This is a genomic window from Pseudomonas sp. PA-4-8C, assembly GCF_021606625.1.
Classification (GTDB): Bacteria; Pseudomonadota; Gammaproteobacteria; order Pseudomonadales; family Pseudomonadaceae; genus Aquipseudomonas; species Aquipseudomonas lactis.
Map to the genome: position 1 here is coordinate 1 of NZ_WKCD01000111.1, position 16,163 is coordinate 16,163.

A 16,163-nucleotide genomic window follows, 5' to 3' on the forward strand; every position below is an offset into this window, starting at 1 on the left:
GCACATCAACACCCAGCAACTTGCCGCCGAACACTTCCTGCAGCAGCGGCGAGGCCATGCCCAGGATGCCGATACCGGCCGACACGTTCAGGCACAGCACCAGCCATACCAGGCGGAACTGTGGGGTTTTCCACGCAACATTCACATGCACATGGCGGTGAGTGATCATCGCATTGCTGGCTTTCTTCGCTGGCGCGGTCCAGCCCTCAGGCTTCCAGCCGGTCGGGGGTACGCGATACAGCAGGGCGCCACCGATCATGAACACGAAGTAAATCGCCGCCATGACCACAAAGCTCTGCCATACACCGACGCTGGTCGGCGAAGAGAAATGGCCCATCAGCGCCGCGGCCAAAGGTGCACCCACCATCGCGCCGCCGCCAAAACCCATGATCGCCATGCCGGTGGCCATGCCGCGCTTGTCCGGGAACCACTTGATCAAGGTCGAAACGGGCGAGATATAGCCCAGGCCCAGGCCAATGCCGCCAATGACCCCGGAGCCGATCCACATCAGCCAGATCTGGTGGGTATAGATACCCAAAGCCGAGATCAGCAGGCCACCACACCAGCACAGCGCCGAGACAACCCCGGCCTTGCGCGGCCCGGCGTGTTCCAGCCAGCCGCCCCAGATCGCTGCGGAGCAGCCCAGGAAGATGAAGAACAGGGTGTAGATCCAGCCCAGCATGGAGATGGGCCAGTCGCATTGAGACGAAAAGACTTGAGCGATAAAGCCCATGTCCGGTGCGCAAGCCACCGGCGCAGTGATACCCAGCGCCTTGGACAACGGCAGCCAGAACACCGAGAAGCCGTAGGCCATGCCGATGCACAGGTGGATGGCCAGGGCGGCCGGTGGAACCAGCCAGCGGTTGAAGCCCGGCTTGGCGATGATGCGCTCCTTGGACAGGAACGCAGGCTGTGCGGCGTCAGTGCCGGCCACAGTGCTAGTGCTCATTGGTGTTTCCCCCAGTTATTGGTATGCGTCCGTCAGGCGCTCTCTCCCTCGGCCTTGCACGCAAAGCGTGGCCGTTTTGTTGAGTGAAACTTCCTTTTAGGCGCGACCTTAAGTCGCAGAAGGCGGACGAACGTGCAGAGATTAGCACCAGTGGATGACAGAAAAATCAAACTGCCACTACCTTTTTTGGATTGTCTGTATTTTTCTGACGTCAAAATCCCATTTCCACGCCGGTGGATACAATGTAACGATCCGTGAACTGACGCCGGCCTTCGGGCGTTATACTCTGCGGCTAAATTTTGAAATCGACATACAAGGACTCGCCCATGAAAGCGTTCGGCAAAATCCTGGGTCTGGTACTTCTCGGGCTGTTGCTGATCATTGTGGCGCTCGGCTTTGCCCTGACCCACCTTTTCGATCCCAACGACTACAAAGAAGAAATTCGCCAGATAGCCCGCGACAAGGCCCACATCGAGCTGACGCTCAATGGCGATATCGGCTGGAGCCTGTTCCCCTGGCTGGGCCTGGAGCTTCACGAAGCCAGCGTCGCGACCCTGACCGCACCGACTCAACCGTTTGCCGACTTGCAGATGCTCGGCCTGTCGGTGCGCGTGCTGCCACTGCTGCGCCGCGAAGTGCAGATGAGCGATGTGCGTGTCGAAGGCCTGAACCTGCGCCTGAACCGCGATAAGCAGGGCCATGGCAACTGGGAAGACATCGGCAAGAACCTGCCCGACGAAACCACAGGCACCCCCGCTCCCGCGCCGGTCGAACCCGTGGCTGAAACCAAGCCGGAAAAGCCACCGCAGCCGATCCGCCTGGATATCGACAGCCTGACCATCAACAACGCCCGCGTCGAATACACCGATGAACAGACCGGCAAGCAGCTGAGTGCCGAAAGCATCCAACTGAGTGCCGGTGCCATCCACGAAGGCGCCAGCATCCCGCTGAAACTCACGGCCTTCCTGGGCAGCAACCAGCCGCTGATGCGGGTCAAGACTGAGCTGAACGGCAACTTGCGCATCCAGCGTGCGCTCAAGCGTTATCAGTTCGAAGACATGCGCTTGAGTGGCGAGGCCACTGGTGAGCCGTTGCAGGGCAAGACGGTGAGTTTCTCCACCCAGGGCCAATTGCTGGTGGACCTGGCGGCCAACGTCGCCGAATGGACCAACCTGAAACTGGCGGCCAACCAACTGCGCGCCTTGGGCGAACTAAAGGCCAATGACCTGGACAAAACCCCGCAGATCAGCGGCGCCCTGTCGGTTGCCCAGTTTGACCTGGCCAAGTTTCTTGAGAGCATCGGGCACCCACTGCCTGCCATGGCCCCAGGCAGCCTGAGCAAGGTCGAACTGGTGAGCCGCCTCAAGGGCACGCCCACCAGCGTCGCCCTGGAAGACTTGAACCTGAAGCTCGATGCCAGCACCTTCACCGGCCGCGTCGCCGTGGATGATTTCGCCAAGCAGTCACTGCGTGTGCAGCTCAAGGGCGATACCTTCAATGCCGACAATTACCTGCCGGCCAAATCCGAAGCTGCCAAAGGTACAACCGCCGCACGCCAGGCCGAAGTACAGAGCAGCGAAGCCGGCGCCATGGCCGCAGGCGGCAACACGCCATTGCCGGAGGCGCCGACCAAAGGCGCCTGGAGCAATGACAAACTGCTGCCGCTCACCCGCCTGCGCAGCCTGGACGTGAATGCAGACCTGGCCTTTGGCGAGTTGACCCTGAGCCAGTTGCCCATTCAGAACGCGGTGCTTAAAGCCTCCGGCATTGACGGGCAACTCAAGCTCGACACCCTTAGCGGCGGCCTCTACAACGGCACGTTCCAGGCCAACGGCACACTCGACGTGCGCCAGGACACGCCCGTGCTGGCCCTGCAAAGCCACATCAAGCAGGTGCCTGTTGAACGCATCCTGCAGGCCCAAGGGAAAACCCCGCCGGTCAAAGGCCAGCTCACCCTCGACAGTAACCTAAGCGGCCGTGGCAATAGCCAGAAAGCGCTGATCGACAGCCTCAACGGCACTGCCAGCCTCGTGATCAACAACGGCGTGTTGCTCAATGCCAACATCGAGCAGCAACTGTGTACCGGCATCGCCCTGCTCAACCGCAAGACCCTGAGCACCACCCCAGGCGGCAAGGACACGCCCTTCCAGGAACTGCGCGGCAACCTCACGTTCCGTAACGGCGTGGCCAGCAACCCCGACCTGAAAGTGCGCATCCCTGGCCTGACGCTCAATGGCAACGGTGATGTGGATTTACGCGTGCTGGGCATGGACTACCGCGTGGGCATCATCGTCGAAGGCGACAAGCGCGACGTGCCGGACCCGGCCTGCCAGGTCGGCGCCAACTTCCAGGGCATTGAAGTCCCGCTGCGTTGCCGTGGCCCGTTGGAGCTGGGCGCCAAAGCCTGCCGCCTGGACAAGGACGGCCTGGGCCAGGTCGCCCTCAAGGCGGCCGGCAATCGCCTTAACGAGAAGCTGGAAGAAAAGCTCGACAAGGTTAACCCCAAGCTCAAAGACGCATTGAAAGGCCTGTTCAACCGATGAGAAACGAGCAGTTTTCACAAGCGGTACTGGACTGGTACGACCGTCATGGCCGCCACGACCTGCCCTGGCAACAGGGCATCACCCCTTACCGGGTGTGGGTGTCGGAGATCATGCTGCAACAGACCCAGGTCAGCACCGTGCTCAACTACTTCGACCGGTTCATGGCCTCCTTGCCGACGGTCGAAGCCCTGGCCGCCGCGCCGGAAGATGAAGTGCTGCACCTGTGGACGGGCCTGGGCTACTACACCCGGGCGCGCAACCTGCAAAAGACCGCGAAGATCGTGGTGGCCGAACACGGCGGCGAATTCCCCCGCGACGTGGAGAAGCTCACCGAGTTGCCGGGTATCGGCCTGTCCACCGCTGGCGCAATTGCCAGCCTGAGCATGGGCCTGCGCGCGCCGATCCTTGACGGCAACGTCAAACGCGTGCTGGCGCGCTTTACCGCCCAAGAGGGCTACCCCGAACCCAAGGTGGCCAAGCAGCTGTGGGCCACCGCAGAGCGCTTCACGCCCTTTGAACGCGTCAACGCCTACACCCAGGCCATGATGGACATGGGCGCCACCCTGTGCACCCGCAGCAAACCCAGTTGCCTGTTGTGTCCGCTGGAAAAAGGCTGCGAAGCCCACATGCTCGGGCTGGAGACGCGCTATCCGATCCCCAAGCCGCGCAAGACCATCCCGCAAAAGCGCACGCTGATGCCGATGCTGGCCAACGCCGAAGGCGCCATCCTGCTTTACCGTCGCCCGTCTACGGGCTTGTGGGGCGGCTTGTGGAGCTTGCCGGAGCTGGACGACCTGCAAGACCTGGATCACCTCGCCAACCAGCACGCGCTGGCGCTGGGCAAGCATCAGGAACTGCCGGGGCTGATCCACACCTTCAGCCACTTCCAGCTGGCCATCGAACCCTGGCTGGTCCAGGTCGAGGAAACCGCCCATCACGTGGCCGAGGCCGACTGGCTCTGGTATAACCTCGCCACCCCGCCGCGCCTGGGCCTTGCCGCCCCGGTGAAAAAACTGCTGAAGCGCGCGGCCGACGTATTGAACGCAGGAGTTTCGTCATGACCCGCACCGTTATGTGCCGCAAGTACAAAGAAGAACTGCCAGCCCTGGAACGCCCTCCGTACCCAGGTGCCAAGGGCCAGGACATCTACGACCACGTCTCCGCCAAAGCCTGGGGCGACTGGTTGAAACACCAGACCCTGCTGATCAACGAAAAGCGCCTGAACATGATGAATGCCGAAGACCGTAAATACCTGGCCGGCGAAATGGACAAGTTCTTTTCCGGCGAGGAATACGCCCAGGCCGAAGGCTACGTCCCACCTGCTCAATAATTGATCAAAAACCGGGGTTGGCACGTAAGCGACGGTAATAATTAAATATTTTTTGAAAACTTGCTTGACGACCCCCTGAAAAACCCGTTTAATGCGCCCCGTTGCCCAGATAGCTCAGTCGGTAGAGCAGGGGATTGAAAATCCCCGTGTCGGCGGTTCGATTCCGTCTCTGGGCACCAAAATACCGAAAAACCCCAAGGAAGCAGTTCCTTGGGGTTTTTTATTGCCTGCGATTCAACCGGCTTCAGGTCCCGCAGCCGAAACGATCTGCGCGGGCTTGATTTAAATGGCCAAGCTCAAAGCGCCCTCAGACCAGCTGAGTCGTCGGCGATGCCAGTTCCCCTCGCACGGGTACCCCAAGCACGCTTGCGCTCCCCTGAGCAGCCTTCAGGCCGTAGCGTCTACTCTGCCTGGTGCTCGCCGAAGCGGAGGCCGTGCGACCTCTTCGAGTGACAGAGCGACGACGAGGTACTCGCGCCGAAGGCAACGCCGTGTGAGAGATGCTGCCTGACAATACGCTGAGCGCATCTTCAACCTGACGCCGGGCCAACCTGACATTGACGTCCATCGCATTCGTCCAGAAGTACGTGCCGGTGGCCAGGCTGCCAAGTACCGAGACATGCGGCCAGGCCTCACCGGCTGCACCCACCAACCTTCCTGTCTCGAAGTCCAACTCAAAGCCGCCGAACTCATTGGGCTTGGCCAACTTGCGACGGAGCAAATTCACCACGAGCGGCACGTCAGAGTGTTCCACCTGAACGGAGTACCCGGTGGCGTTAATGACATATTCACTTTCGATGACGGTACGAAATGCACTGCCACGGTCGTCAATGCGCGTCTCAAAGACCTTTGAAGCCTCGTTGTAAGTGACCTGGCTGACGCCGCCGAGCACCAGTATGCGGTCAGCCTTCAGCAACGCCTGCAACTTGTGGGCGTTTTTGACCGGCACCGAGACGCGGTAAGAAGACCAGAGACTGCCGAATGTCGTCTGGAATACCTGCTTGTCGTCGCGGGACAGACGGTGCCAGACGTAGTCGATAATGGAGTTGGTCGAGTAAATGACCGACTGCCACAGGCGCTCGGCATTGTCTGCCTGCATGATCTCAGACGTTATGTAGTCCAACACACCGGCGCCCGAATTCAAGATGCGCTTCAAGTCCAGGGCGTCACCGGTAACCTCCTCGATCTCACGCAGCAACATCGTAAAGACGTCATGCAGCTTGAGCTGACCACCATTTGCATCACAGAAGTTATCGATGTGGGCCCGGGTCAGATGAGTCAATGTATGAGGCCGATTAAAGGTACCGCGCACGCTGGGCAGACGGCCGGTGCGCGATGCCATGACAATTTTTCCCTGGTGCCCGGCTTCCATCAGTGAGAGCACAGTGTCAATGGCCGACAGTCCGGTCCCTAGCACACACACCGACGCGTTGGCCGGTATGTTGCGCACCATGTCCCGGGTTGGGTAGGGGGTGCGCACGAAGCCAGCCACATCATTGAGCTGAGTAAACCGCGTGGATGGCAGGTTTCCCATGCTGAGGACAACCCGATCCGCCACGTAGGCCACGCCGCTCTCGGTATCAATGCAAGGGCGCTGGTCGGAGAGCGATATCAGGTCTGTGACCGTTGAAGTCACTGCCGTGACTTTAATGCCATGGGCGCGGGCCAAGGCCATCGTCTGCTCATACTGATACGCCAGGTATCTGCCGAACAGGCTGCGCGGCAGGAAGGCGTGATCGTCGATGACTGTTTGTGGAAAATCTACCGCCTGATCTGCGCCATGCTGTTCCAGCCAGCGAATAAAATGCCGCTTGTCGCCTGCCACCGCAGACATGGCGTCGGCTCGCGTGTTGAGCAAGTTGCACTCGAAGTCTGCCTGGTACGCATAACCCGGCCCAGGTGTTTTCTGTGACTCAAAGATCAGCACATCCAAATGATGACTCAGCCCCTGACGAACAGCTTCATCAATGAGTTGCGTAAAATATGCGACGCCGACAGAACCACCGCCCACTATGGCAATTGTTATTTTTTTCATGGTGTTTTCCAAAACGCGTAGTGCGAAGAATGAAGAGCCATCAATGAAATGATGAGTTAGTCACGCGAACGCCAGTACTTGTCTGTGACAGAGAGCGGCTGATGGAGAAAAATCGACGCAGGCATCAACTCCACGTGGTCAGCCACGATGATATCGGCCGTACTGCGAGCGAGAATATCGCGCTCGATGTCGATACCCGGCGCAACTTCCTTGAGTATCAAGCGGCCGTCCTTCAATACGAGCACAGCCCGTTCAGTGATGAACAGAATCGGGCAGTTGCGTGATTGCGCATGGGCGGCATTGAAGCTCATGTGCTCAACGGCTTGAATAAACTTGGTGATATCCCCTTCACGCTCAATGATTAATTGCCCGGCTTCAAACCCCAGTTCCAAACCACCGGCCGTGAAGGTTCCGCAAAACACCACGCGCTTGGCGCTTTGCGAAATGTTGATAAAACCACCGACACCGTTGAGCCGCCCGCCGAATCGACTGATGTTGACATTGCCACGGCTGTCGGCCTGACCAAATCCGAGGAAGGCCAGATCGATTCCGCCACCGTCATAGAAGTCGAACTGGCTGGCTTGATCGAGAATCGCTTGAGGGTTGCTCGAAGCGCCGAATGACAGCCCGCGAGCAGGCGTGCCACCGATAACCCCTGACTCGACAGTAAGCACATGGGCGGAGCAGCGCTCCTCGCTCGCCACCCTTGCAATGAACTCTGGAGTGCCAATGCCCAGGTTAACGATCGGCGCGTTGTACCGGGCTATTTCATACAAGGCTCGGCGCGCGACGATTTTTTTGGCACACAGGGGTAACGGCGTGACTGCGGTATCGGAGCGCGACCGCCCGGTATAGGTGTTGTTTCTGACCTCACCGTAGGTTTGCCAATGTGTGTCTGGTGTGGATAAAACTAGATAATCAACAAAGATCCCCGGAATACGGATCGCCTGAGGATCGAGCGAGTTACGGTCGACCAATTCCATCACTTGCACGATGACGATACCGCCGCAATTGTGAACGGCCTGCGCCTGGGCGAGGCTGTCCTGAAAGTTGGCTTCGTCCTCCATGCTGATATTGCCGTCGACATCCGCCCGACTTCCGCGCAAAAAGGCGACATTGATGGGCATCGACGGATAGAAAAGTTCTTCACGCCCCCCAACGTTTACCACTGAGATCAGCTCTTCAGTCGTAGCCGGGCCGACTTTGCCCCCCTCCTGCCTGGGGTCGATAAAGGTGTGCAAGCCAATCCCTGAGAGCACTCCACTTTTGCCCCCGGCGATTGAGCGGAACAGGTGGCTTATCACGCCCTGAGGCCAGTTGTGCGCTTGGATTTCACCACGCAGTGCCATCTGGCCTATCGACGGTGCAAGCGCCCAGTAGCCTCCGATCACCTTTTTCAGCAGGCCTTTGACAGCCAGTTGATTAAGCCCACGGCTGGCCTTGTCACCCTGCCCGGCCGCAAAAACCAGGGTCAGGTCAGATGGCTGTGCGGTAGCGGCAAAGCGCGCCGCCAGTGCTTCGGTGAGCAGGTCAGGGTGCCCGCAACTGCCAAACCCCCCAGTGGTGATCGTGCAATTATCGGGTACCAGGGCGGCCGCCTGGCTGGCGGTGATGACGCGCTTTGGCTCCATCACGTAATCACTGCCGAACGAGGCCGCTGCGAGCGGCGCCCCCGGGGCAGCCTGGACGCCGAAGCCGCTATTGAGGGCGCCCATCATGGCTGCACCTGCGCCAGGGAAACGGTCTGCACGGGCTTTTCCCACACCACCAGGAAGGTGCAGCCTTCATCGCTCCACAGCGCATGCTCACTGTCAGGCGGGCAGACTTCAAGCGTGCCTGCTGGGTGTGCACCGGCATCGTTATGCAGCACGCCATCGAGCACGAAAATCAGTTCGTAGCCAGGATGAAGGTGGCGTTGGGTACGGGCACCCGGCTGATAACGTACCAGGGCCGCTGATGGCCCATCCACTTCCGGGCCTTGGTACAAATGCACGATATCGGTCTTGGTTCGGCCATTGGCGGTATAGGGCACCCACGGCAAGGCTTCTTTGCTGCGTACTGCGTTGAGTACATCTTTAAGGATTTGTCCGGTATGCATGATACTTCCTTGTTCGCTGGATAAAGAGGCGTTAGATAGGGGTGGTTAAACGTTGAGCTCACTTCTTGACATGGGTGCACGCATAAACAGCCAGTGCGGTAATCGCAAAACCTACAGCGTTAATTGCACTGAACGATTCACCGAGGAATACAAAGCCCATTAAGGCTGTCACTGCGGGAATAAGATGGAACAGGCCTGCTACTTTGCTCGCCTCACCTTTGCGCATGAGGATGTAGAGGATGCTGATAGCGCCAATAGAGTTGACCAGTGACAACCAACCGGACGCGAAGATCATTGTTGGGGTCCACTGAACCGCGAGGTTTTCAAAGTGGTCGGCGAGAAAGAACATCACGAAAGAGGCCGTGGCCAACTGGATAAAACCGCCGGTGCGCAAGTCCATGCCGGTGCAGTATTTTTTCTGATACAGGCTGCCGGCCGTGATGCCAACCAGTGCCAGCACTACGCACAAGTAACCTGTCAGGCTCGCCGTTGCACTTACACCCAGCTGTTCATAGACCACCAGGGCCACACCGAACAATCCGCCAACCAAGCCGAGCCACTCAACACGACTGACCTTTTCGTTAAGAAACCGGGTGGCGCCCAACGCGGTAAACACCGGCATCGTACCGACAATCAGCGCGGCCACAGCAGCCGACACGCCCAGATCCAGCCCCATGTACAAGCCAGCAAACTGAAGCGCCTGGATCAGGATACCCACCACCACCAGATGGCCGAACTGAGCGCGGGATTTCGGCCACGGTGCTTTAGTCGCAAGCGCCACGCCCAGCAGGATCAGCGCCGCACTGGCAAAGCGAATGAAGATCAGGGTGTAGGGCCCGACAAAGGGGAGTGCCACTTTGCCAACGACATAACCGGAACTCCACATGACGATGAAGAGCAAAGGCAGTAGAGTGGCGGGCAGGGCAATATTGAAACTTCTGGTCAGGGCTTTCATGAATCCTCCAAGGTTTAACCGCTAGAGAATTCAAAGTATTTAACCCACCCGCTGCGCACAATACGGCCAAAAAGAACAAGCCTGTGTCCTCTGGAGAAACAATGGAATCTTTCTCAGATAATATTTCGGATGTCTTTGTTTTCGTTAAAGTTGTCGAACTGAAAAGTTTCTCCAAAGCGGCCCGTTTCTTCGGTTCGACCACCTCAACCGTCAGCAAACAAATGCGCAGGCTTGAGGAAACGCTCGGGGCCAAGTTGTTAAACCGCACCACGCGAAGCCTCGCGCTCACAGAAGCGGGAGAACTTGCCTATCAGCACGGTGTTCGGATTACCGAGGAAACCAGCGCATTACTCAACTCTGTCGAAAGCCTGCAATCAGCACCCCGAGGCCACCTTCGGGTCACCACATCGGTTGCCTTTGGCAATCTCCACTTGAGCAACCTGGTTGGGCAATTCCTCAACGCCTACCCCGATATCAGCGTCACGCTCTCTTTGAGCGACCGCTATGTGGATATTGTCGAAGAGGGGTTCGATATTGCGATACGTCTGACCAGTACGCCCGTTGACAGTTTTATAGCCCGACGCTTAGCCAAACTCGACTACGTGTTATGTGCAACACCCGGTTATTTAAGCAGCCACTCCCCCATCGCCACTCTCGGTGATTTGGCCGCACATAACTGCTTGATCAATGGCCTGGCGCGGGAAGCATCCTGGCGTTTTCTTCGCGACGGCGAAGTGACCGAAGTGCGCGTATCAGGGCGTTTCTGTGTCAACAGCAGTGAGTCTGTGAGGCAGGCCGTGATGGAAGGTGTGGGCATAGGCTTGCTGCCCACGTTCTCCATCGCCGACGATTTGCGCAAGGGCAGCCTTAGCGTGATTTTGCCCAAGTACATTGCAGAGGGCACTTTCGGCGACAGCATCCATGCGATTTTCTTGCCGAGCAAGTTTGCCGTGCCCAAGTTGCGGGTCTTTGTGGACTTCCTGATCGAGAAATTCGAAGACGGTGGTGGATGGTTGCCAGCCCCGCAGAAGGCTGAATAACCACGGGTGCCATGACGACCAAGACCGCTGCCCTGTATCCTTAGTGGCCTAGTGCCTGCGATTGGCAGAGGGAAGCCATCAGGCTTTTATCACCCCAGCAGGTTATTTTCCTCTGGGTTCAATCGTTCAGCCTTTACCCAAATCTCAGTTGTAAGGTTTTTTCATGACCCGCTTCTTGCTTTGCACCCTATTAATACTGACCGCCCTGCTCAGTGGGTGTGCCACGCAGTTGGACGTAGCAATCAACGCAACGCCTGATCCCGACTACCACTTTGACCGACAGGCAACCGTGCTGGTGACCTCCACTGGCGGCAGTGATGAAAACTCGCTCAATGCCCGCTACTACCTGCGCGACATGGTTCGCGCCATGCAGGACCAGGGCTTTCGCAACGTCTATACCGACACCACACTGCCCAAGAACCATGCACCGATCAAAATGACCGTCACCCTGGATGTCGACAGCAAGCAGGTGACGTATCGCTACACCGCCACCGAATACGGGCAAGTGGCAAACAGCACCACCACCCAATGCAAGAAGAACAAGAAAAAGACCGACCAACTGACCTGCACCAGCACCCCAAACACTTCCTACGGCCCGGTAGGGACCTCGGAGCGCACCGGCTACACCACGCTCACCACCTTCCGGGTCACCGCTCGCGATGAAGCGAGCAGGCGTGCGGTCTACCTGCTACGGGCGTCGTCCTATAACGACGACTGCCAAGCCGCCAAGGTAGAAGCCTTTCTGGTACAGCAGGGTTTGCAGAACCTGAATTTCCAGGACCGTGTGCAGCGCAATTACACGGTCACGATGCCTGAAAGCTTCCGTTGCAAGTAATCAGCTGCTCGGCAGGCCCTTGGCTCAAGGGCCTCCTTACTTGAGCAAAAACACCATCAACGGGTTGTCATTCAAGCGCCCTTGATAGCTCGGTGCCAGGTGCTCCACCGGCGACCCCTTCAACAGCGCAGTCTCCTTGCGCGACACAATCACCCAGGAAGGCCGGGGCAGCACCGCCAGCTTCTCAAGCTCGTGACGCCCGACAAACAGCGGCTGTTCATCGTGATCCAGGTTCATCATGTAGCGTACCGCCCAGGTATCCCGCGCCAGGTCGACAAACACCAAAGGGCCCGGCTGCGCCTGGCGCAACGCCTCCACCTGGCTGACAAACCGCCGAGTGTCGAATTGCAGGTCCTTGGCCGGCTCTATCACCGTCACCAGCAACAGCCATTGCGCCGCCAGGGCGATCAGACTGAGCCACACCAACCGCCATGCTCGCCGCCAGGCAATCAACGCCGCGATTTGCAGCACCACCAACGCGCCGATCATCAACGGCAAGGAAATCTGCGGCCAGTAGCCCTGCTTGTGCCAGGCGTGTCGGCACACAAACAACACCACCACGCATAACGTTGGCAGCGCCGCGACCAGCCACTCGTAGCCACGGCGCACGCGCACCAGCCAGCCTTGCGCATGCAGCAGCCCAAAGGCTGCGACCGCCGCGAACATCGGCACCATCGGCAAAATGTAATAAGCGCGCTTGAAGTGCGGTACCGACAGGCCGAGCAGAATCATCAAGCCGCAGCCCCCCAACCGCACCAGCAATTGCAGGTGCTCATTGGCCCAGTGTTCGGGCCAGCGATGGCGCAACGCAACCAGGGTCGCAAATGCCAGCGGCACCACCGGAAAGTAGCGGTACAAGCTCAGTTGGAAATAGAAGTAGAACGGCTCACCAGACTCATCCAGACGCCCGCCGACTTGCATCTTGAAGACTTCATCGGCGAACGCATCGCCGCCACTGAACCGCGCAAGCTTCATCAGTAGCCACCAGCACGCAGCGAGTAACACCAAGCCGACAACGCCGTGGATCAGCACCTGCCGGACACGCTCCCCAGGCTTGCCCAGCGCCCAATACACACACACCACCGCGCAGACCTCAATCAACCCCAGTGGCCCACGTATCGCGAAACCCAGGACGAACAATGGGAACACCGCCAGTTGCCGCAGCCGTGACCCAAGGTGTTCGCCGGTGTGCAGCAGGTAGAAACTGGCCACGCATAACAACGCGACCATCTGGTCCAGGCACACCGAGCGCGACTTTTCGAGCAACTGGGCGGTGAGCAGAGTCAGTAACACCGTCAGCAGCGCCCAGGCACGGCTGTAGGGCGCCAGCAGGCGGTACATCAGCGCAATCACCCCCGCCGATGCGAGCGCCGTGGGCAGCACGTTTGCCAAGTGGTTCGGCGCGTCAAATAAGCGGGCAAATAAATAACTGAAGAAAGTCGCGGTGCCGGGGTAATCCGCGTAAGGCTGGCCGTAGGTGGTGGGGAAAAGACTCGCGCCATGGCGATACATTTCCTGCATGAACAGCGCCCAACGCCCGTCAAAACCCTGGGGCTGCTGATCCCAGATGCCCACTGTGAATAACAAGAGAGCGACCAGGAAAATACCCAGTGACTCCAGGCGAAAACGGTTGCGGTGATCCATCGGGTGACCTGTCAGGTGGGAAGCGCTGGCGTATGGTGCCGAACGCGCCCCTGAATGGCGCCTGAACAGACCTGAACATTCACGCAGTTACCGGCTGGTGGGCCACACCACTGCCGGGATCAGGCGAACGTAGAGCAATTCGGCAACCAGTTCGATCAGGGTCTGCAGGATCACCACCGTTGCGGCCAAGCCGCGCACATCCTCCGGCAGCGCCAGCGCCAATGGCAAAACCACCAGCGAGTTACGGGTCGACGCACTGAAGGTCACCGCCCGCGCCGTCAACGCCGGCAGTGCGAACAGCCGTGCGGCCACAATGCCCATCAGCGGCGCCAGCAATACAAAGGCCACGTAGACCGGAATGACTGGCAGTAACACATTGATATCCCGCACCACTGCCGTGATGTGCGAAGCCAGCACTACAAACAACACCAAGGCCATCGCTGGCACCGGCAACCAGGCCCAGGCGCTGTTCCAAAGGCTAATGGCGCTCGACCGCCGCGCGAAAGCGCTGGTCACAACCGCCAGAAGCATCGGCACCACAATCAGCCCCACGAACGCTTCTACAAACGGCCCCGCCGCCACCACCCCGCTGGATTGCTCGCCCAACATCAGCCCCAGGTAGACCGGCAACAACAGCAGTTGCAGCAACAGCAGCAGCGGTGTTGCCGCCAGCATCGACCGCGAATCGCCCTTGCCGATATGGGTAAACACCACCACATAGTCGATACAGGGCGTCAGCAACACCAGCAGAGCGCCCACCAGCAACGCCGGGCGCTCCACCAGGCCACGGGTCAACCCCCACACCAGCAAGGGCACCAGGATGAAATTGGCCAACAGCAAGGCCGCCATGAAACGCTTATTGCCCACGGCTTGGCGCAGCTCAAGAAAGGGAATTTGCAAAAACATCGCATACATCAGCACGGCGATGGCAGGTGTCACCCAAAGGCTGAGGCCCTGCGCCGACAAGGGCCAGAGCAGGCCAAACGTGACGGCCACAAATACGGCAACGAAGTAGATCGGGACCTGATGGTGTTCCAGGGTGTCGCGGGTCATGGGCGGGCTCTGGTGGGTCATTAGACTGTCAGCCTAAGTTACCCGCGCAGAGAAGGTCGAGCACTACAGCAGTCACTGCCGCCCGAGAAACCCTTGGGATTTACCCCAACCTGCGTTTCAATACACCCTCTAGACCCAGACCCCAAGGACGTCGAGCCCATGGCCTCGCCAAACAAGCAGCAAAAACGCGCCCACCGGGCAAAAGCCAAGGCCAAGCAAAACCGCACCCAGCGCGCCGTGGCGCACAAGCCGGATGCTTTTGCTGGCGACGACAGCCGCATCGACCTTGAGTCGGTGGACTTGACTGAGCTGTTCGTCCAAATGCGTGCCGCCGGCGAGATCAGCCAGCAGGCGCTGTGTGCGGTGTTCCTGGCGCATCCGTTGCTGGCGTTGGTACTGGAGCAGGAAGGCGAAGAGGAAGCGACCGACTTTATCTTGGCGGCGCTGATCGAGTATCGGCAGTGGGCGACGGACAGCGATGATGAGGCCGCCGCGCTGGCGTGGATTGAGTCGCCGCAGTTCCAGGCCGATTACGTGGCGGCGTCCCAGGCCCTGGCCAACGCCCCCGACTGACACAAAACAAAAATGTGGGAGCGGGCTTGCCCGCGATGGCGGAGTGTCAGGCGACGAATACATCGACTGGCAGTCCGTCATCGCGGGCAAGCCCGGCTCCCACATTGTTTTGTGGCGCCCTATTCACCGTATCTCGTCAGTTAAGCGCCGCAGCCCCCACTCTTTGGGCCTTGCGACGGCTCGCCACCACCAACCCCGCCAATACCACCAGCAAGCTCAGAACCCCGGTGGCGATGATCTCGACACGGTGCGCTTCCTGGAACAGCATGATGGTCAACGTACCGACGATAAACACCATTACCGCGTACGTCAGGCCTGGGAACAGCCACATCTTGAAGACGATCTTCTCGCCCGCCGCCGTACGCTTCTGGCGCATGCGCAGCTGCGACACGGCAATCACCAGGTACACCAACAACGCGATGGCGCCAGAGCTGGCCAGCAGGAATTCGAACACCGCCGCCGGGGCGACGTAGTTAGCGAATACCGCCAGGAACGCAGCACCGGTAGACAGCAACACCGCCCAGTAAGGCGTGCCGCTCTTGTTGGTACGCTTGGCCACGGCCGGTGCGTCACCTCGACGGCCCAGGGAGAACAGCATGCGCGAGGCGGTGTACAGCGCCGAGTTGAGGCAGCTGGTCACGGCAACCAGCACCACCAGGTCGACAATCAGCTTGGCGTTCGGAATGCCCATGCGTTCCAGCACGGTCTGGTAGGAACCTACGGCCGCCAGGGTCGGATCGTTCCAAGGCACCAGGGACACCACGATGAAGATCGACAACAGGTAGAACAAACCAATCCGCCAGATCACCGAATTGGTGGCCTTGGTGATTTGCTGGCCCGGGTTCTTCGATTCGGCGGCGGCGATGGTGACAATCTCGGTGCCCATGAACGAGAACATCGTGGTCAGGATCGCCGCCAATACCGCGCCCATGCCGTTGGGCATGAAACCTTGGGTATCGAACAGGTGCGAAACACCGCTGACCTGGCTGGTAGGCAAGAAGCCGAAGATCGCGGCCAGGCCGAGGATCACAAAGCCGACGATGGCCACGACTTTGATCAGCGCGAACCAGAACTCGAATTCACCGTAGTTTTTCACGCTGAACAGGTT

General features: G+C 59.2%; 14 protein-coding genes and 1 tRNA gene. 7 read left to right on the plus strand and 8 right to left on the minus strand.

The genetic code is table 11. The features are described from left to right. A partial coding sequence (locus GIW04_RS17180; RefSeq protein WP_236479077.1) for an MFS transporter occupies positions 1–949 on the minus strand: 949 nt, incomplete at its 3' end. Between the two features lie 326 nt (positions 950–1,275). On the opposite strand from GIW04_RS17180, the gene GIW04_RS17185 reads away from it, so the two are divergent. From GIW04_RS17185 to GIW04_RS17200, 4 genes are all read left to right on the plus strand, one after another. Next, positions 1,276–3,492: an AsmA family protein gene (locus tag GIW04_RS17185; RefSeq protein ID WP_120247893.1), complete on the plus strand. Its 2,217-nt coding sequence runs from the start codon at positions 1,276–1,278 to the stop codon at positions 3,490–3,492. Continuing rightward, positions 3,489–4,553 carry an A/G-specific adenine glycosylase gene (gene mutY / locus GIW04_RS17190; RefSeq protein WP_120247892.1) on the plus strand — a complete coding sequence of 355 codons (1,065 nt, stop codon included), beginning with the start codon at positions 3,489–3,491 and terminating at the stop codon, positions 4,551–4,553. Before GIW04_RS17185 ends, mutY begins: the two co-directional genes overlap by 4 nt. Next, entirely contained in the window at positions 4,550–4,822 is a 273-nt protein-coding gene (locus GIW04_RS17195; RefSeq protein WP_017529562.1) for an oxidative damage protection protein, read from the plus strand. The genes mutY and GIW04_RS17195 overlap by 4 nt, the downstream gene beginning before the upstream one ends. A 103-nt stretch (positions 4,823–4,925) precedes the next feature. Further along, positions 4,926–5,001: transfer RNA gene (locus GIW04_RS17200), tRNA-Phe, on the plus strand. 128 nt (positions 5,002–5,129) lie between these two features. On the opposite strand, the gene GIW04_RS17205 is transcribed toward GIW04_RS17200, so the two are convergent. Genes GIW04_RS17205 through GIW04_RS17220 form a run of 4 tightly spaced genes read right to left on the minus strand, consistent with a single transcriptional unit; the run spans position 5,130 to position 9,910 of the window. Beyond that, positions 5,130–6,857: an FAD/NAD(P)-binding protein gene (locus GIW04_RS17205; protein WP_120247891.1), complete on the minus strand. Its 1,728-nt coding sequence runs from the start codon at positions 6,855–6,857 to the stop codon at positions 5,130–5,132. A gap of 56 nt (positions 6,858–6,913) precedes the next feature. Continuing rightward, on the minus strand, positions 6,914–8,575 hold the full coding sequence (locus GIW04_RS17210) for an acyl CoA:acetate/3-ketoacid CoA transferase (RefSeq protein ID WP_003187773.1): 1,662 nt from the start codon (positions 8,573–8,575) through the stop codon (positions 6,914–6,916). Continuing rightward, positions 8,572–8,955, minus strand: a complete 384-nt coding sequence (locus tag GIW04_RS17215; protein WP_003187771.1) for a cupin domain-containing protein — start codon at positions 8,953–8,955, stop codon at positions 8,572–8,574. The genes GIW04_RS17210 and GIW04_RS17215 overlap by 4 nt, the downstream gene beginning before the upstream one ends. Positions 8,956–9,013: 58 nt before the next feature. After that, a complete protein-coding gene (locus GIW04_RS17220) occupies positions 9,014–9,910 on the minus strand; it encodes a DMT family transporter (RefSeq protein ID WP_032894039.1) in 897 nt (298 codons plus the stop codon). Between the two features lie 101 nt (positions 9,911–10,011). On the opposite strand from GIW04_RS17220, the gene GIW04_RS17225 reads away from it, so the two are divergent. Beyond that, positions 10,012–10,950 (plus strand): LysR family transcriptional regulator, encoded by a 939-nt coding sequence (locus tag GIW04_RS17225; RefSeq protein WP_003187767.1) that lies wholly within the window; start codon positions 10,012–10,014, stop codon positions 10,948–10,950. A gap of 163 nt (positions 10,951–11,113) precedes the next feature. After that, positions 11,114–11,785 (plus strand): hypothetical protein, encoded by a 672-nt coding sequence (locus GIW04_RS17230; protein WP_003187766.1) that lies wholly within the window; start codon positions 11,114–11,116, stop codon positions 11,783–11,785. A 36-nt stretch (positions 11,786–11,821) separates the two neighbouring features. On the opposite strand, the gene GIW04_RS17235 is transcribed toward GIW04_RS17230, so the two are convergent. Then, positions 11,822–13,429, minus strand: a complete 1,608-nt coding sequence (locus GIW04_RS17235) for an ArnT family glycosyltransferase (RefSeq protein ID WP_120247890.1) — start codon at positions 13,427–13,429, stop codon at positions 11,822–11,824. 87 nt (positions 13,430–13,516) lie between these two features. Then, on the minus strand, positions 13,517–14,482 hold the full coding sequence (locus GIW04_RS17240; RefSeq protein ID WP_120247889.1) for an arsenic resistance protein: 966 nt from the start codon (positions 14,480–14,482) through the stop codon (positions 13,517–13,519). A 159-nt stretch (positions 14,483–14,641) separates the two neighbouring features. Between GIW04_RS17240 and GIW04_RS17245 the strand changes: the two genes are divergently transcribed. Next, a complete protein-coding gene (locus GIW04_RS17245) occupies positions 14,642–15,055 on the plus strand; it encodes a hypothetical protein (RefSeq protein WP_120247888.1) in 414 nt (137 codons plus the stop codon). A 136-nt stretch (positions 15,056–15,191) separates the two neighbouring features. Here GIW04_RS17245 and GIW04_RS17250 read toward each other — a convergent pair. Next, positions 15,192–16,163 (minus strand): amino acid permease (locus GIW04_RS17250; RefSeq protein WP_236479078.1); only part of this gene is annotated, 972 nt, incomplete at its 5' end.